The organism is Rhabdaerophilum sp. SD176, from assembly GCF_030143245.1.
Classification (GTDB): domain Bacteria; phylum Pseudomonadota; class Alphaproteobacteria; order Rhizobiales; family Beijerinckiaceae; genus Rhabdaerophilum.
Genome location: NZ_JARJNS010000002.1, coordinates 256,919 through 273,048, shown reverse-complemented (window position 1 = coordinate 273,048; position 16,130 = coordinate 256,919). Strand labels below are relative to the sequence as shown.

The window sequence follows — 16,130 nt, the reverse complement described above, 5'->3', positions numbered from 1 at the left end:
GGGTCGGTTCTCGGAAAAACGGATGGCCGCGACATTTATGCGACGCGGCTATCCTCCATACCTTCCTCGGAATCCTCGGTCTCGATACCGAGATCCTTCAACTTGCGATAAAGGGTCGACCGCCCGATCCCGAGCTTGCGTGCCACTTTCGACATCTGGCCGCGATAATGCTCAAGCGCGAAGCGGATCGTGTCGCCCTCGACCTGGTCGAGCGGGCGGACATCGCCGGTCTGGTCGAGCAGGGTCAGCGCGCTCGGATCCTTGATCTCGACGCGGACAATCTCGCGCTCCGGCCGGGCCGGCATCAGCGGCGCGGTGGCAAGCGGCGGAATCTCGACCGAATAGCCCTCGACAGCCTGCGCCACCTGCGGGAAATCGGTGAGGGTGAGCGTGTCGCCCTCGCAGAGAATGACCGCGCGGAACATCGCGTTTTCCAGCTGGCGTACATTGCCCGGCCAGTCGAACCGCGAGAGCAAAGCCATGGCCTCCTCGGAAATGGCGCGGATCGGCCGGCCTTCCTCGGCCGAGAACCGGGCCAGGAATCGCCGTGCAAGTGCCGGAATATCCTCGCGCCGGTTGCGCAGGGGCGGAATCGAGATCGGGAATACGTTCAGGCGGTAATAGAGATCCTCGCGGAACCGCCCCTGGCGGACGGCCTCGATCAGGTCGCGGTTGGTCGCGGAGACGAGGCGGATATCCACCTTCACGGTCTTGCGCCCGCCAACCGGATCGACTTCGCCTTCCTGAATTGCGCGAAGGAGCTTCACCTGCGCCTCCAGCGGCAATTCGCTGACCTCGTCGAGGAAGAGCGTGCCGCCATTGGCCTCAACGAACTTGCCGGCGTGCCGTTCGGTCGCGCCGGTAAAGGCCCCCTTCTCATGGCCGAACAGGATGCTCTCGACGAGATTGGCCGGAATGGCCCCGCAATTCACCGTGACAAAGGGCCTGCCGCGCCGGTCCGACGCACCCTGCAGCGCCCGGGCAAAGACTTCCTTGCCAACGCCTGATTCGCCTTCCAGCAGCACCGGAATGCCCGATTTCGCGGCGCGCTCGCCGAGGCGGACCGCGCGCGCCATGTCGGCCGAAGCCGAAGTAAGGTCGGTGAAGGCCAGCGCGCCATTGGCCCGCTTGGCGAGCCGGCGCACCTCCCCTTCCAGCGCATCGACGCGCAGGGCATTCGTCAGCGAGACCTGCAGGCGCTCGGCACCCACCGGTTTGACGACGAAATCGATGGCTCCGGCCCGCATCGCGCTGATCACGGTCTCGATCGAGCCATGCGCTGTCTGCACGACGACCGGCGGCCGGGCCTCCATCTGGGCCAGCCGCTCCAGCACGGCCATGCCGTCGAGTTCCGGCATCACGAGGTCGAGCACCATTGCGTCGACAGGCGCGAGGCTGCGATCCTGCACGCGCTTCAATGCGTCGGCACCGTTGTCGCAGACCTCTGCCGTGTAGCCGGAACGCTTGACCATCTCCGACAGCAGGCGGCGCTGGACGGGATCGTCATCGACAACCAGGATAATTGCACTCATCGACATCATTTCTGCGTTGCCACCCGCAATGACGGGGTGGTGTCTCGTTTCGAGGCAGTGTCGCTGAGCCGCGTAAACAGGTTGTAAATCCTGACGAGAAGAAACCGACCCGATTGAAAGCCCGGCCGGCTTGGGCCATGGATGATGCCGAAGCGGCCCCGTCATCCCGCCGGAGCCGGCCCTGCATCTGGACCCATCATGATCGAACGCGCCCCGCATCCCGTCCTTGCCAGCACCGCTTCCGGCGGCGTCGAACTCGGCGATCTGCCGGTCTGGACGCTCGATCATCTCTATCCCGGCATGACCTCGCCGGAATTCCTGGCCGATCTCGAGGCCATGGCCAGCGAATGCGCCGCCTTTGCCGCTCACTACAAAGGCCAGCTGGCCGGCCTCGCCGCACGGCCGGATGGCGCTGCGGCGCTCTGCGAGGTGATTCGCACTTACGAGGCCATCGAGGACCGGATGGGGCGGATCATGTCCTATGCCGGGTTGATCTATGCCGGTGACACGACCAAGCCCGCCCATGGCAAGTTCTACGGCGACACGCAGGAGAAGGTCACCGCGGCCTCGAGCGATCTGCTGTTCTTCCAGCTCGAATTGAACCAGCTGGATGATGCGCTTGTCGACCGCCTGATGGCCCAGCCGCCGCTGGATCATTTCGCGCCCTGGCTGACCGACCTGCGCAAGGACAAGCCCTTCCAGCTCGAGGACCGGATCGAGCAGCTCTTCCACGAGAAATCGACGACGGGACGCGGCGCCTGGAACCGCCTCTTCGACGAGACGCTCGCCACCCTGCGCTTCGAGATCGACGGCGAAAGCCTGACGCTGGAACCGACCCTGACGCGGATGCAGGATCCGGACGAGAACAAGCGCCGCAGTGCTGCCATGGCGATCTCGAAGACGCTGGCGGCCAATGCCCGTCTGTTCGCGTTGATCACCAACACCCTGGCCAAGGACAAGGAAATCTCGGATCGCTGGCGCGGCTTCACCGATGTCGCCGACAGCCGCCATCTTGCGAATCGCGTCGAGCGCGAGGTGGTAGATGCCATGGTCGCCGCGATCGAGGCGGCCTATCCGCGCCTCTCGCATCGCTATTACGCGCTGAAGGCGCGCTGGTTCGGCAAGGACAAGCTGGAATTCTGGGATCGTAACGCGCCGCTACCGAAAGTCCCGCAGGCGACAATCGGCTGGAAGGAAGCGCGGGCGCTGGTCCTCGATGCCTATGGCGATTTCTCGCCGAAAATGGCCGATATCGCCCGGCGCTTCTTCGACGAGGGCTGGATCGATGCCCCGAGCCGGCCCGGCAAGTCACCGGGCGCCTTCGCCCATCCCACTGTGCCCTCGGCCCACCCTTACGTGCTGCTGAACTATCTCGGCAAACCGCGGGATGTCATGACGCTGGCCCATGAACTCGGCCATGGCGTGCATCAGGTCCTGGCCGGCGGGAACGGCGCCCTGATGGCGCCGACGCCGCTGACCCTGGCTGAAACCGCCTCGGTCTTCGGCGAAATGCTGACCTTCCGCCGCCTGCTCGACCGCACCAAGGAACCGGCTGCCCGCAAGGCACTGCTGGCCGGCAAGGTCGAGGACATGATCAACACAGTCGTCCGGCAGATCGCCTTCTACACCTTCGAGCGGAAACTCCACACCGAACGGCGGAACGGTGAACTGACCGCAGAGGCGATCAACGAGATCTGGATGAGCGTGCAGGCCGGCAGCCTCGGCCCCTCGATCCGCCTCTCGGAAGGTTACGAGGTCTACTGGAGCTACATCCCGCATTTCGTCCATTCGCCGTTCTACGTCTATGCCTATGCCTTCGGCGATTGCCTCGTGAATTCGCTCTACGGCGTCTACCAGAAAGCCGATCCGAAATTCGTGGATCACTATTTCGCCCTGCTCTCGGCCGGTGGTACGAAGCATCATTCCGAAGTGCTCGCACCCTTCGGCCTCGATGCGCGCGACCCCGCCTTCTGGCAGATCGGGCTTTCGGTGATCGAGGGCATGATCATCGAGCTCGAGGGCATGGAGGCCTGAGGCCTGACAGCGCAGGGCCGCCCCGGGGACTCAACAAAAGCCCGGTCGAGCCCCATATCCACCGGATGAGCGATTCCGAACAGAACCGATTCTCCGCCCGCGCCACCCGCTATGCCCGCGTCGGCGCCAATATGGGCGGCGTTGCCGCCCGCATCGCCGGCTCGCTGCTGACGGGCCGGTCGAGCGAGGCCGACCGACGCAATGCCGCAGCGTTGACCCGCGCCCTTGGTGGCCTGAAGGGCCCGCTGATGAAGGTCGCCCAGCTTCTGGCTACGATCCCGGAAGCAATTCCGGCCGAATATGCCGAGGAACTCCGGCAGCTCCAGTCCGAGGCGCCGCCCATGTCCTATGTGTTCGTGCGCCGCCGGATGGCCGCCGAACTTGGCCCCGACTGGCTTTCCCGTTTCGGCAGTTTTGAGAAAGAGCCCGCCGCGGCAGCCTCACTCGGGCAGGTCCACCGGGCGACCTTGCCGGACGGCACCCCCCTCGCCTGCAAGCTGCAATATCCCGACATGGAATCGGCGGTCGAGGCGGATCTCAACCAGCTCAACCTGCTCTTCTCCCTGCACCGGCAGATGGATCGCGCCGTCGACACGAGCGAGATCAAGGTCGAGATCGGCGCCCGCATCCGCGAGGAACTCGATTACGGCCGCGAAGCACGCCATGCCCAGCTCTACGCACATATGCTGGCTGACGAACCGCTGATCCGCGTGCCGTCGATCATCGAACCGCTCTCGACGCGGCGCCTGCTCACCATGGGCTGGCTCCAGGGCGAAAAGATCCTGAACTTCAAGGAAGCCGACAAGGAAACCCGCAATCGGCTCGGCACGGCCATGTTCAAGGCATGGTGGCACCCGTTCAGCCATTTCGGCGTCATCCATGGCGATCCGCATCTGGGCAACTACACCGTCTTCCGTGATGGCGACGGCGTACCCGGCGGGATCAACCTGCTCGATTACGGCTGCATCCGTCTGTTCACGCCGACATTCGTCGGTGCCGTGGTCGATCTTTACAAGGGCATCCTCGAGGATGACCAGGCCCGCATGGTCCATGCCTACGAGACCTGGGGCTTCCGCAACCTCAAGAAGGAACTGATCGACGTCCTGACGATCTGGGCCCGCTTCATCTATGGCCCGCTGCTCGATGACCGTACCCGCACGATTGCCGACGGCATCTCGCCCGGTGCCTATGGCCGGAACGAGGCAGCCCGCGTGCATCAGGAGCTCAAGGCCAAGGGCCCCGTCACCATTCCCCGCGAATTCGTCTTCATGGACCGAGCCGCGATCGGGCTCGGCGGCGTGTTCCTGCATCTCGATGCGGAACTGAACTTCTACCGGCTGTTCAACACCGAGATCGACGGTTTCAGCGTCGATACCGTTGCAGCACGGCAGGCTGACGCGTTCGGCAGGGTGGGTCTCGACCGGATGCCCGCCGGTTGATCCCCGCAAAGCCCGCCACGAAACCCATGGAAACAATTGCGAAGCCGGCCGAGTTCCGCTAGAGGCCAACAATTGCAGGCAACAAACTCGACAACCGCTTTCGGGGGAAAAGATGGCAGCTGATCCGCATCACCACGATGTCCCGGCGATGGACTATGCCGAACACGAGAAAACCTTCGGTCTCTTCGCCAGCCTGGTGAAATGGGGCACGGTTGTCTCGCTGGTCCTGACGCTGCTGGCCGGCGCGGCCACGGGCACGATTTCGTGGATCTTCTTCCTCGCGGTAACGGTTGCGCTGATCGCGATCGTGGTGAAGTTCTTCTGATCGCCTGATCCCTGCATCGCCGGGCCGCCTCTCTCGCGGCCTGGTTCCAGGGAACAGCCCTTTCCCAAACCGAAGGACGGGTAACGGAATGCGCATTGCAGTTCTGGACGAATCCAAGGCCGGCGAACCACGCGTTGCGGTGACCCCGGAAACCATCGGCAAGATGAAGGCCTTCGGTGGCCAGGTCGTGGTGGAAAAGGGCGCCGGCACGGCGTCGTCCATCCCCGATTCGGCCTTCGAGGCTGCCGGTGCCACGCTCGCCAAGAACGCGAATGACGCGCTCAAGGATGCCGATATTATCCTCGCCGTGCGCCGTCCGAAGGGCGAGCTGGCCGGCAAGATGAAATCCGGCGCGGTGCTGCTCGCCATCATGGATCCCTATGGCAATGGCGAGGCCATCCAGCCCTTCGCCAACAAGGGCGTGGCCAGTTTCTCGATGGAACTCATGCCGCGCATCACCCGCGCGCAGGTCATGGACGTTCTCTCGTCGCAGGCCAACCTTGCCGGATACCGTTCAGTGCTCGATGCCTGCGAGATCTATGGGCGTGCCTTCCCGATGATGATGACGGCAGCCGGCACGATCCCGGCTGCGAAGGTCTTCGTCATGGGCGCCGGCGTGGCGGGCCTTCAGGCCATCGCCACCGCGCGCCGGCTCGGTGCGGTTGTCACCGCGACCGATGTGCGCCCCGCGGCAAAGGAGCAGGTGCTGTCGCTCGGCGCGAAATTCATTGCCGTCGAGGATGACGAATTCAAGCAGGCCGAGACGGCAGCCGGTTATGCCAAGCCGATGTCCGCCGAATACCAGGCCAAGCAGGCCGCCCTGGTGGCCGAGCATATCGCCAAGCAGGATGTTGTTATCACCACCGCGCTGATCCCCGGCCGGCCGGCCCCGCGCCTCGTTTCGAAGGCGATGGTCGAATCGATGCGGCCGGGCTCGGTCGTCGTCGATCTGGCCGTCGAGCGCGGCGGCAATTGCGAACTCTCCGTGGCGGACAAGGTGTCCGACCATAACGGAGTCCGGATCATCGCCTGGTCGAACACGCCCGGGCGCCTCGCGCCCAGCGCCTCGGCGCTTTACGCCCGCAACCTGCTCTCCTTCCTCGACACGATGGTCGACAAGAAGGAAGGAAAGCTCGCCATCAACTGGGACGACGAACTCGTCAAGGCAACCTGCCTGACGAAGGACGGTGCCCTCGTCCACCCGATCTTCGCCCCCAAGGCCTGATTCGGACCCTCAGCCCAACGCCGGAGGAGGCGGTCATGTCCACGCAGTCAGCCCAGCAACTCATTGAACAGGCCAAGGCGGCCCAGGCGGCGGCCGATGCCGCCCTCGCCAAGGCGCAGGCCGCGCTCGCCGCGGCAGAGAAACTTGCCGATGCCGGCGGCGCTGCGGCAGCCGCGGCCACAGGCGGCGCCATCGACCCGACGGTTTTCCGCTTCGCGATCTTCGTGCTGGCGATCTTTGTCGGCTATTACGTGGTCTGGTCGGTCACGCCGGCGCTCCACACCCCGCTGATGTCGGTCACCAATGCGATCTCCTCGGTCATCGTTGTCGGCGCCCTGCTATCGGTCGGGGTTCCGCTGCTTTCGGAAGGCACGACAGCTGCCCGCGGTTTCGGCTTCCTCGGCCTGGTCCTCGCCAGCGTGAACATTTTCGGCGGGTTCCTCGTCACCCAGCGCATGCTGGCCATGTACAAGAAGAAGGGCTGAGTCGATGAGCGCGAATATCGCCAACCTTCTGTACCTGGCCTCGGGGGTTCTCTTCATCCTCGCCCTGCGCGGCCTGTCGCACCCCTCCACCTCGCGCCAGGGCAATTTCTTCGGCATGGCCGGGATGGGCATTGCCGGCCTGACGACTTTGCTCCTCTCGCCGCCGGCCGGTCTCTCCGGTTGGCTGCTGACCATTCTCGGCCTCGGCATCGGCGGCGGGATTGGCGCCGTGATGGCCAAGCGCGTCGAGATGACGAAGATGCCGCAGCTCGTGGCCTTCTTCCACGCGCTGGTCGGCCTTGCCGCTGTCTGCGTCGCCGCTGCCGCGCTCTATGCGCCGCAGGCCTTCGGTATCGGCACGATCGGCCAGATCAAGGCGGCCTCGCTCTTTGAAATGGCTCTCGGCGTTGCGATCGGCGCGATCACCTTCACCGGCTCGATCATCGCCTTCCTTAAGCTGGACGGCCGGATGAGCGGCAAGCCGATCATGCTGCCGCAGCGCCATGTCATCAACATTGTGCTCGGCCTGCTGATCATCTTCTTCCTGATCGGCCTGATCTCGACCGAAAGCCGCGTCAGCTTCTGGGCCGTGGTTGTGCTCAGCCTCGCCCTCGGCGTGCTGCTGATCATCCCGATCGGCGGCGCGGATATGCCGGTCGTCGTCTCGATGCTGAATTCCTATTCGGGCTGGGCGGCCGCCGGCATCGGCTTCACGCTCGGCAACCTCGCGCTGATCATCACCGGTGCGCTGGTCGGCTCGTCGGGCGCGATCCTGTCCTACATCATGTGCAAGGGCATGAACCGCTCCTTCATCTCGGTGATCCTCGGCGGCTTCGGCGGGGATACTGCGGCTGCGGCTGGCGGTGCCAAGGAAACTCGCCCGGTCAAGCAGGGCTCGGCCGACGATGCGGCCTTCATTATGAAGAATGCCTCCAAGGTCATCATCGTGCCGGGCTACGGCATGGCGCAGGCCCAGGCGCAGCACGCCCTGCGCGAGATGGCGGATACGCTCAAGAAGGAAGGCGTCGAGGTCAAATACGCCATCCATCCGGTGGCAGGCCGCATGCCGGGCCACATGAACGTCCTGTTGGCCGAAGCCAATGTGCCGTATGATGAGGTCTTCGAACTCGAGGACATCAACAACGAATTCGCGCAGGCGGATGTTGCCTTCGTCATCGGCGCGAATGACGTGACCAACCCCGCTGCGAAAACCGATCCGCAATCGCCGATCTACGGCATGCCGATTCTCGATGTCGAGAAGGCCAAGACCGTGCTTTTCATCAAACGCGGCATGGGGTCGGGCTATGCCGGTGTCGAGAACGAGCTGTTCTTCAAGGACAACACGATGATGCTCTTTGGCGACGCCAAGAAGGTCACCGAGGAGATCGTCAAGGGCCTCGCCCATTGAGGCTTGCTCATTGAGGCTTTCCCCACGCCGATGTGAAGGAGCCGCGCCGTGCGCGGCTCTTTTTTTTTGCCTTGACGTGCCGGGAGCCTGACTTACCTCGTCAGGCATGGATACCGTTTCGACATCCCTTCGCCCCGCCGCCTCGCCTGTGCGGATATGGCTCCGCAGAGGGCTTTTCACCCTGCTGGCCCTCGCGGCCGGCGCCTATCTCACCGCTGCCGCCTATATGGCACTCAACCAGCGCAGCTTCCTCTACAGGCCTGCACCGGGCTGGATCGCGCCCGCCGATCATGGCTTGCCCCAGGCTGAACGGCTGGAGATCCGCGCCACAGATGGGACGCTCCTGACCGGCTGGTTCATCCCCCCGAAACGGCCCGATGCCCTGACCTATCTTTACTTCCACGGCAATGCGAACGGGCTGCAGCGGCGGGCGACGCGGTTCGGCCTGATGACCTCCACCGGCGACGGATTGCTCGCCATGTCCTATCGGGGCTACGGCGGCAGCGAGGGCCAGCCGACGGAGGCGAACCTGCATGCCGATGCCGCCCTTATCCTGACCGAACTGGGCAAGCGCGTTCCGGCAGACCGGATCGTCCTGTTCGGCGAATCCCTCGGCTCCGGCGTTGCGCTGAACCTCGCCCGGCAGCGCCCGGTGCGTGGCGTGATGCTCGACAGCCCCTACCTCTCCGTCATGGCGCGCGGGCAAGCGGCCTATCCATGGCTGCCCGTTTCGTGGCTGCTGGTTGACCAGTTCCGCTCCGATCTCTGGATCCGCGAGGTCACGGTGCCGGTCCTGATCCTCCATGGTACAGAGGATGACCTTATTCCCCTCTCCGACTCGGAAGCACTCGCCGCACTTGGCCGCCCGGGCCTCGTCACCCGGAAGCTCTATCCCGGGCAAAGGCATGTTGTCCCCTTGGATCGCGGGCCCTGGCCGGATATGTCAGAGTTCCTCGCGCCCCTGCGATAAAGTCATTCAGGAGCCAATGATGGACAACCCTGTCATCCGCCCCCTTGCGAGCAAGGACCGCGAGGCGGTGATTGAACTGATCGACCAGCTGAACAATCATGAGGCGGAGATGGGCGCTCGCCGCCGCACCGACCGCCAGGCCGCCATGGACTGCTTCGAGGACGATTCATCGAAGGCCGCGCTTGAGGGAGGCCAGATCGTTTTGGAGGTCGAAGGGCGGGTTGTCGGCTATTCAGCCTATCGGCATGCAGAAGCACCGCCCTTCCTGCCGGAAGCGTTCTCGCCGGGCATCTATGTCGAGAACCTGGTCGTTTGCGCATCGGCCCGTGGCCGCGGCTATGGGCAGGCATTGCTGGAGGCGATCGAGGAGATCGCCCGCAAGACAGGGGCTACGCGCGTGACGCTTGGCGTTGTCCCGGGCAATGCGCTGGCGCTGAAAGCCTATGAACGGGCCGGCTTCAGCCCCATCGCCATCGAGATGGAGCGGCTCATTCGCCCGTCCTCAGAAGAGCCCGCCTGACCGCGCGCCCGAAAGGCCCTGCTTGGCAATCGCATTGCGGCTGTCAAGCGCAAGGGCGCGCTGGAAGCTTTCCTGCGCCTCGCTTTTCTTGCCGAGTTTATCCTCGGCAATGCCACGCAAGGCCCAGCTGTCGGCGTTCCGGTTGTCGACGCTGAGCGCCGCATTGAAATCCTCGAGTGCCTGTTCGTATTTGCCGGTCGCGATCAGGCTCTGGCCACGCGCCTGGTAGGGCGGCGCCACATAGGGGTTGCGGTCGATCGCGGCGTCGAAATCGCCAATCGCGAGGCCGTGTTGGCCCTGCGCCTGATAGACAAGGCCGCGCCCGTGATAGGCCTCGGCGCCCGATGGGTTGAGCTGGATCACACGGCCGAGATCGGCAATCGCCTCACCGGCAGCACCCTGCGCCCGGTAGAGATTGCCACGGCCGAGATAGGCCTGATGGTAGTTCGGGTCTGCCGTCAGAGCGCGGTTGAAATCCGCCAGGGCGGCATCGTTGCGGCCCATCTGGCGGAAGGCAAGCGCACGGTTGGTATAGGCCGCTGCGTAATTCGGATTGAGCTGGATCGCACGGTTGAAATCAGCGATCGCCTCCTGGAACCGGCCCGACCGGGCATAGGCGACGCCGCGCGTGTTATGCGCCTGCGGATCATTGGGATTCGCGCGGATCACATCCGAGAGCGAGGCAATATTGGTCTGCGCCGCCTCACGGCCCTGCGGATCATCCACCTCGGCGATACCGGTCGGATTGATCCCGCCGACGGTCTCGCAAGCGGCAAGGGCGGCAGCCAGCGCCCCGGCAAGCACCACGATGCGCAGGGAAGGCCAGACGCGGGATCGGGCTACGGTCGCGCTGATCTGAGCGTTCATCATCACTGCCTCGTGCATGGCTCCTGCCTCTTGGCCCTTCATGCGGCCTTTTGTCTTTGCCGGTCCCCCAAGACCGCGTTGGGTCGAACGTCGAGATGCGGGACAATTGCAGCGAAAAATTGCCGCAAGCTTACCAGACGATAACCAAAATGAAAAAAGCGCCCGTTCTGCCGAGCGCTTTCCCGATCTTGCCGACGACCGAACCGCGGTCACTTCACCTTCTTGACCGGCATCGGAAGAAGGCCTTCGCGCTGCAGCTTCTTGCGGGCCAGCTTGCGGGCGCGGCGGACGGCCTCGGCCTTCTCGCGCGCCTTCTTCTCGGACGGCTTTTCATAATGGCCGCGCAGTTTCATCTCACGGAAGATACCCTCGCGCTGCATCTTCTTCTTCAGGGCGCGCAAAGCTTGATCAACATTGTTATCGCGGACGAGAACCTGCACGGTAGCTCCAATCTGTGAGTGCATTTTCGGGCGACTAGCCACAAGTATGGCTAATGGAAGCGGCGCCTATAGCAAAGCTGGCCTGCCTTGTCCACCACTGCACATGCTGGATGCCACAAAAACAGGATCTTCATCGATTCAGCAGCCGGTTGACATGGCCCATCTTGCGGCCTTCGCGGATCTCGCGCTTGCCGTAGAGGTGAAGCCGCGCCCGCGGATCGCGCAGCGCATCCATCCAGCCTTCCGCATCCTGCCCGACCAGGTTGATCATCTCCGCCGGGCCAAGGCTTGCGGTTTCGCCCAAGGGCCAGCCGGCCACGGCGCGGATATGCTGTTCGAACTGGCAGGTCACGGCACAATCCATCGTCCAGTGCCCTGAATTATGGACGCGCGGCGCGATCTCGTTGACGACGACGCCCTCGCCGGCAGGTGTCTCGATCACGAAGAACTCGACCGCGAAGGTACCGACATAATCGACCGCCTCGCCGATCCGCTGCGCGATCCGGATCGCATCCTCAGCGGCCGCCGGCGTCAGGGCGGCCGGCACGCAGGACCGATGCAGGATATGGTTCCGATGCTCGTTTTCAGTCGGCGCGAAGGCCGCGAAGGCGCCGTCGCGGCCGCGCGTCGCCACCACCGAAACCTCGCAGCGAAACGGCACGAAAGCCTCGAGGATGCCAGTAGCGCCATCCAGCATGGCGAAAGCGCGCTGGAGGTCGGCCGCTCCGAGCAGCTTGGCCTGCCCCTTGCCGTCGTAACCGAGCCGGGTTGTCTTGAGGATCGAGGGAAAGCCTATCGCCTCGACGCCCGCCGTCAGGTCGTCGAAACTCTGGACCTCGTGGAAATCGGCGGTGCGCGCACCGAGGGACTGCGCCAGCCGCTTCTCGGCCAGCCGGTCCTGCGCCACTTGGAGCGCAAGCGCCCCTGGCCGCACCGTCATGGTCCGCTCGAGGAAGCGGACGCTCTCGACCGGGACATTCTCGAATTCGTAGGTCACGACATCGACCGCTGCTGCGAACCGCGAGAGCGCATCGAGATCAGTGTAGTCAGCAACGGTTGCCGCCGCGGCAACGTCAAAAGCGGGGCTGTCCGTCTCCGGTGCGAGAATATGCGTCCTGAGGCCAAGCCGCGCCGCAGCCAGCGCAAGCATCCGGCCGAGCTGGCCGCCGCCGAGAATGCCGATGGTGGAACCGGGCGCGAGGATCATGCCCGACGCTCAGGCCCCGTCGACCGGAAACTCGGCGACGGATTCGGTCTGCTTGCGGCGCCAGGCCTCCAGCCGCGCGGCGAGGGGCTCGTCGGTCAGGGCCAGGATGGCGGCCGCCATCAACCCGGCATTGATCGCGCCCGGCTTGCCGATCGCCAACGTTCCGACGGGAATGCCGCCCGGCATCTGGACGATGGAAAGCAGCGAATCCTTCCCCGAAAGCGCTTTCGATTCCACGGGAACGCCGAGAACGGGCAAGGACGTCATCGCCGCCGTCATGCCCGGCAAGTGCGCGGCTCCGCCGGCGCCCGCGATGATCACCTTGAAACCCTTGGCTTTGGCGGACGTCGCGAAAGCCACCAGACGGTCCGGCGTCCGATGGGCGGAAACGATGCGGGCCTCATAGGCCACGCCGAGGGATTCGAGAATTTCGGCAGCATGCCGCATGGTCGGCCAGTCCGACTGGCTGCCCATGATGATGGCAACGGCTGGCTTCACGTCCCGCCCCTCCCTGAGGTCGGTCGAAACACACCATTCCGGCACGTTCGCGGCCCGAAGCTGAGCGCGATAGGAGGAACGCCCGCCAAAGGCAAGCCCTATCGTGCGTCTGGCGGGAAAAACACCTCAGGCGATGATGTCGGGCGTCAGGCGGTCGGAGATGGCCGAAACGCGGTCCCTCAGCTGCAGTTTCCGCTTCTTGAGCCGCTGGATCTGCAGTTGGTCATAGCTTCCAAGCAATTCCAGAGCCGCGATCGCCGCATCAAGGTCACGATGTTCGATCTGGAGCCTGTGCCATTCCGCTTCCAGCGCCTGACGCTCCTCGTCCGACAACTGCATCCGCATGGGGTTTTCCACTCTCGACACCAGGGAACGGAACGGATGCCCTCAAAAGGCCCGTCCGATGCGGAACACACCGCACCACGACACTCGTTAACCCACCGCTAACGGCGTTGTCCACAGCCGACATGAAGCGTTTCGACGCCACACGATTCCCCCTTGTGGACGATTGCTTTTGTGACAGACTGATGATCCCCGACATCAGGAACGGAGGTTCTGCACATGTCGATGACGGCACACATTGCCGAACTGGAGCGCAAACATCAGGCGCTCGACAAAAAGATCGCTGATGAGCAGGCGCATCCCAACAAGGACACGGTGAGGATCGCCGCCCTGAAGCGCCAGAAGCTGGTCCTCAAGGACGAGATTTCCCGGCTTCGAACCGGTTCTCCACGACCCTCGCCATCCTTGCATTGAGACGCCGTATCCCGGCCCGGCAAAAGGGCGCCATCCCGCTGGGATGACGCCCGATTGGTCGGCATGTTTGCGTGGCCCTTCAGGTCCGTCTGGACCTTCAGGACCAGCAGCAGCACTTAGCGGTTGTAAGCGCCGCGGGCCGGATCGTTGGTCGGCACGACTTTGCCCGGGCCAACCTCGCGCTGGACCGAGAGGCCACCGAAGCCGGTATTCTGGGCCTGCTCGGGCGGCTGGACAGCGGTCGAGCGGACCTGCACGCCGCCATGGGTGGCTTCGGCGGCTTGGGCGGCACCGGCAAACAGTGTGGCGGCAGCAAAAGCGGCAGCAAGAACGGTCTTCATGGTCAACTCCTGTTGTTGAGAGCCCGCCGACCCCTGAGGCATCGACGGCGCCCTTTCAGTGACCCGAATGTAGTCCGTTGCCGCTGTCACCGGCCAATCAACAGCCGGTGTCGTTTCGCTCACGAAAGCGGTGCGCTTTGTGAACCAGCTTCACGCAGCCGTGAAACGCCATTTCTGGCAAAATCCGCATTCCCGCCCATGGAGGAAGCGGCCCGCCGCCGGTCGGCCATCCTTGCCGTGGTCGTGCCACACAGGCGATGCCGGCCCGAACCGGCGCTCAGAGCTGCCGTGCCCGCTCGCGGAGGATGTATTTCTGGACCTTGCCGGTCGAGGTCTTCGGCAGATCGCCGAACACCACCGTCCGCGGCGCCTTGAATGCCGCCAGATGCTCCCGCGCGAAAGCGATAATCGTGGCGGCATCCGTCGAGGCACCCGGGCGCAACTCGATGAAGGCGCAGGGATGCTCGCCCCATTTCTCGTCCGGACGCGCGACCACCGCCACAAGCATCACGGCCGGATGCTTGAACAGCACATCCTCCACCTCGATCGACGAGATGTTCTCGCCCCCGGAAATGATGATGTCCTTCGACCGGTCCTTGAGCTGGATATAGCCATCGGGATGCATCACCGCGAGATCGCCGGAATGGAACCAGCCGCCCTCGAAGGCCTCGTCGCTGGCCTTCGGGTTCTTGAGATAGCCCTTCATGACAATGTTCCCGCGGAACATCACCTCACCCAGTGTCTGGCCATCGGCCGGAACCGGTTGCATCGTCTCCGGGTCGAGTACGGTGAGGTCCTCGAGGCCAGGATAATTCACGCCCTGCCGCGCCATGAGCGGCGCACGGCGCGCTTCGGGGAGCGCATCCCATTCCGACTTCCATTCATTGACCACGGCCGGACCATAGGTTTCGGTCAGTCCATAGACATGCACCACGTCGAAACCGGCGCCCTTCATGGCAGCAAGCACCGATTCCGGCGGCGGGGCGGCAGCCGTGATGAATTTCACGCGGTGGGTGAAGGCGGTCTTCTCCTCCTCCTTCGCGTTGAGCAGCGTCGACATCACGATCGGCGCACCGCAAAGATGCGTGACGCCATGGTTGCGGATTGCTTCGAAAATCGCGCGGGCGCGGACATGCCGCAGGCAGACATGCGTGCCGATCACGGCCGAGAGTGTCCACGGAAAGCACCAGCCATTGCAATGGAACATCGGCAGCGTCCAGAGGTAGATCGGGTGGCGCCCGATATCCGTGGCAAGGCTGTTGGCGAAGCACATCAGATAGGCGCTGCGGTGGGAATAGACGACGCCCTTGGGGTTCCCCGTTGTCCCTGACGTATAATTGAGCGTGATCGCGTCCCATTCATCCGCCGGGCGCGGGAACAGGGCCCCGGCATCGCCCGCGCTCCGGAAGGCCTCGGCATCCTCATCGAACAGCCGGGGCGGCGCCATCTCGCGCCCGTCCTCCCGCCATTCCGGATCACGGAATTCGATGATGCGCGGCGGATCGGCCATCCCGGCCAGGGCATCCCGGAGCAGGGCCGAGAATTCCGTATCGACAAAGACGATCCGGGCCTCGCCATGCTCGAGGATGAACCGGACCATCGGCGCGTCGAGGCGCGTGTTGATCGTGTTCAGGACGCCGCCGGTCATCGGCACGGCGTAGTGCAGGTCGAGCATCAGCGGAATGTTCGGCAGCAAGGCAGCCACGGTGTCGCCCTTGCCGATACCGGCCTGCTGCAACGCCGAGGCCATCCGGCGGGCCCGCTGCCAGAACTCGGCGTAGGAGATGCGCATTCCGCCATGAAGGATGGCGGAATGGTCAGGGAAGACCTTCGCTGCGCGTTCCAGAAAGGTCACCGGCGAGAGCGGCTGGAAATTCGCGACGCGGCGGTCGAGATCGCGGCCATAGGATTCTGCAGACATTGACGCTCCCTGCCCGTTCATCGGGCCTTTCTTGCCCCGATCCTGTCCCAGCGACCGAGGAAGCACAAGCCGCGCCCGGAAATCGGCGCGAACGCATTGACTCGTCGCTTTTGCCTGATAACGAGGGCGCCGAAAGCCTCCGGTTTTGTTTTCGAAGGACGA

The 16,130-nt window shown here is 64.2% G+C and carries 16 protein-coding genes and 1 pseudogene; 9 read left to right on the top strand and 8 right to left on the bottom strand.

The features are described from left to right. Positions 1 to 35: 35 nt before the first annotated feature. Positions 36 to 1,532 (bottom strand): sigma-54-dependent transcriptional regulator, encoded by a 1,497-nt coding sequence (locus tag P0652_RS05065; RefSeq protein WP_284177682.1) that lies wholly within the window; start codon positions 1,530 to 1,532, stop codon positions 36 to 38. A gap of 198 nt (positions 1,533 to 1,730) precedes the next feature. Here P0652_RS05065 and P0652_RS05060 point away from each other — a divergent pair, with 198 nt between their 5' ends. The 8 genes from P0652_RS05060 (at position 1,731) to P0652_RS05025 (ending at position 9,938) form a co-directional block, all read left to right on the top strand. After that, entirely contained in the window at positions 1,731 to 3,566 is a 1,836-nt protein-coding gene (locus tag P0652_RS05060) for a M3 family oligoendopeptidase (RefSeq protein ID WP_284177681.1), read from the top strand. A 65-nt stretch (positions 3,567 to 3,631) separates the two neighbouring features. Next, positions 3,632 to 5,005 (top strand): ABC1 kinase family protein, encoded by a 1,374-nt coding sequence (locus P0652_RS05055; RefSeq protein WP_284177680.1) that lies wholly within the window; start codon positions 3,632 to 3,634, stop codon positions 5,003 to 5,005. A 112-nt stretch (positions 5,006 to 5,117) separates the two neighbouring features. Beyond that, a complete protein-coding gene (locus P0652_RS05050) occupies positions 5,118 to 5,330 on the top strand; it encodes an aa3-type cytochrome c oxidase subunit IV (protein WP_284177678.1) in 213 nt (70 codons plus the stop codon). Positions 5,331 to 5,418: 88 nt separating this feature from the next. Further along, a complete protein-coding gene (locus P0652_RS05045) occupies positions 5,419 to 6,555 on the top strand; it encodes a Re/Si-specific NAD(P)(+) transhydrogenase subunit alpha (protein WP_284177677.1) in 1,137 nt (378 codons plus the stop codon). 35 nt (positions 6,556 to 6,590) lie between these two features. Continuing rightward, entirely contained in the window at positions 6,591 to 7,040 is a 450-nt protein-coding gene (locus P0652_RS05040) for a proton-translocating transhydrogenase family protein (protein WP_284177676.1), read from the top strand. A gap of 4 nt (positions 7,041 to 7,044) precedes the next feature. Next, positions 7,045 to 8,448: an NAD(P)(+) transhydrogenase (Re/Si-specific) subunit beta gene (locus P0652_RS05035; protein ID WP_284177675.1), complete on the top strand. Its 1,404-nt coding sequence runs from the start codon at positions 7,045 to 7,047 to the stop codon at positions 8,446 to 8,448. Between the two features lie 106 nt (positions 8,449 to 8,554). Beyond that, the gene (locus tag P0652_RS05030) at positions 8,555 to 9,418 is read left to right on the top strand and encodes an alpha/beta hydrolase (protein WP_284177674.1); all 864 of its coding nucleotides are present in this window, start codon (positions 8,555 to 8,557) and stop codon (positions 9,416 to 9,418) included. Between the two features lie 19 nt (positions 9,419 to 9,437). Then, positions 9,438 to 9,938, top strand: a complete 501-nt coding sequence (locus P0652_RS05025) for a GNAT family N-acetyltransferase (RefSeq protein WP_284177673.1) — start codon at positions 9,438 to 9,440, stop codon at positions 9,936 to 9,938. Here the strand turns inward: P0652_RS05025 and P0652_RS05020 are convergent. From P0652_RS05020 to P0652_RS05000, 5 genes and pseudogenes are all read right to left on the bottom strand, one after another. Then, the gene (locus P0652_RS05020; protein WP_284178014.1) at positions 9,921 to 10,805 is read right to left on the bottom strand and encodes a tetratricopeptide repeat protein; all 885 of its coding nucleotides are present in this window, start codon (positions 10,803 to 10,805) and stop codon (positions 9,921 to 9,923) included. The two genes, P0652_RS05025 and P0652_RS05020, sit on opposite strands and share 18 nt — an antisense overlap. Positions 10,806 to 11,020: 215 nt before the next feature. Further along, positions 11,021 to 11,245 (bottom strand): annotated as a pseudogene (gene rpsU, locus P0652_RS05015) (30S ribosomal protein S21); the annotation flags it as partial. Positions 11,246 to 11,375: 130 nt separating this feature from the next. Beyond that, positions 11,376 to 12,452, bottom strand: coding sequence for a 5-(carboxyamino)imidazole ribonucleotide synthase (locus P0652_RS05010; RefSeq protein WP_284177672.1), 1,077 nt, complete (start codon positions 12,450 to 12,452; stop codon positions 11,376 to 11,378). A 9-nt stretch (positions 12,453 to 12,461) separates the two neighbouring features. After that, the gene (gene purE / locus P0652_RS05005; RefSeq protein WP_284177671.1) at positions 12,462 to 12,950 is read right to left on the bottom strand and encodes a 5-(carboxyamino)imidazole ribonucleotide mutase; all 489 of its coding nucleotides are present in this window, start codon (positions 12,948 to 12,950) and stop codon (positions 12,462 to 12,464) included. 126 nt (positions 12,951 to 13,076) lie between these two features. After that, positions 13,077 to 13,295, bottom strand: a complete 219-nt coding sequence (locus P0652_RS05000; protein WP_284177670.1) for a YdcH family protein — start codon at positions 13,293 to 13,295, stop codon at positions 13,077 to 13,079. A gap of 216 nt (positions 13,296 to 13,511) precedes the next feature. Between P0652_RS05000 and P0652_RS04995 the strand changes: the two genes are divergently transcribed. Continuing rightward, complete coding sequence (locus P0652_RS04995; RefSeq protein WP_284177669.1) at positions 13,512 to 13,706, top strand: YdcH family protein; 195 nt, start codon at positions 13,512 to 13,514, stop codon at positions 13,704 to 13,706. A 116-nt stretch (positions 13,707 to 13,822) separates the two neighbouring features. On the opposite strand, the gene P0652_RS04990 is transcribed toward P0652_RS04995, so the two are convergent. Both P0652_RS04990 and P0652_RS04985 read right to left on the bottom strand, forming a co-directional pair. Next, positions 13,823 to 14,047, bottom strand: a complete 225-nt coding sequence (locus P0652_RS04990; protein ID WP_284177668.1) for a hypothetical protein — start codon at positions 14,045 to 14,047, stop codon at positions 13,823 to 13,825. A gap of 277 nt (positions 14,048 to 14,324) precedes the next feature. Next, positions 14,325 to 15,968, bottom strand: coding sequence for an acyl-CoA synthetase (locus P0652_RS04985; RefSeq protein WP_284177667.1), 1,644 nt, complete (start codon positions 15,966 to 15,968; stop codon positions 14,325 to 14,327). Positions 15,969 to 16,130 lie beyond the last annotated feature (162 nt).

What these genes read in the sequence shown, in the direction of transcription:
- P0652_RS05065 (WP_284177682.1), bottom strand. Translation starts at nt 1,532, where the DNA reads ATGAGTGCAATTATCCTGGTTGTCGATGACGATCCCGTCCAGCGCCGC.
- P0652_RS05060 (WP_284177681.1), top strand. Translation starts at nt 1,731, where the DNA reads ATGATCGAACGCGCCCCGCATCCCGTCCTTGCCAGCACCGCTTCCGGC.
- P0652_RS05055 (WP_284177680.1), top strand. Translation starts at nt 3,632, where the DNA reads ATGAGCGATTCCGAACAGAACCGATTCTCCGCCCGCGCCACCCGCTAT.
- P0652_RS05050 (WP_284177678.1), top strand. Translation starts at nt 5,118, where the DNA reads ATGGCAGCTGATCCGCATCACCACGATGTCCCGGCGATGGACTATGCC.
- P0652_RS05045 (WP_284177677.1), top strand. Translation starts at nt 5,419, where the DNA reads ATGCGCATTGCAGTTCTGGACGAATCCAAGGCCGGCGAACCACGCGTT.
- P0652_RS05040 (WP_284177676.1), top strand. Translation starts at nt 6,591, where the DNA reads ATGTCCACGCAGTCAGCCCAGCAACTCATTGAACAGGCCAAGGCGGCC.
- P0652_RS05035 (WP_284177675.1), top strand. Translation starts at nt 7,045, where the DNA reads ATGAGCGCGAATATCGCCAACCTTCTGTACCTGGCCTCGGGGGTTCTC.
- P0652_RS05030 (WP_284177674.1), top strand. Translation starts at nt 8,555, where the DNA reads ATGGATACCGTTTCGACATCCCTTCGCCCCGCCGCCTCGCCTGTGCGG.
- P0652_RS05025 (WP_284177673.1), top strand. Translation starts at nt 9,438, where the DNA reads ATGGACAACCCTGTCATCCGCCCCCTTGCGAGCAAGGACCGCGAGGCG.
- P0652_RS05020 (WP_284178014.1), bottom strand. Translation starts at nt 10,805, where the DNA reads ATGAACGCTCAGATCAGCGCGACCGTAGCCCGATCCCGCGTCTGGCCT.
- P0652_RS05010 (WP_284177672.1), bottom strand. Translation starts at nt 12,452, where the DNA reads ATGATCCTCGCGCCCGGTTCCACCATCGGCATTCTCGGCGGCGGCCAG.
- P0652_RS05000 (WP_284177670.1), bottom strand. Translation starts at nt 13,295, where the DNA reads ATGCGGATGCAGTTGTCGGACGAGGAGCGTCAGGCGCTGGAAGCGGAA.
- P0652_RS04995 (WP_284177669.1), top strand. Translation starts at nt 13,512, where the DNA reads ATGTCGATGACGGCACACATTGCCGAACTGGAGCGCAAACATCAGGCG.
- P0652_RS04990 (WP_284177668.1), bottom strand. Translation starts at nt 14,047, where the DNA reads ATGAAGACCGTTCTTGCTGCCGCTTTTGCTGCCGCCACACTGTTTGCC.
- P0652_RS04985 (WP_284177667.1), bottom strand. Translation starts at nt 15,968, where the DNA reads ATGTCTGCAGAATCCTATGGCCGCGATCTCGACCGCCGCGTCGCGAAT.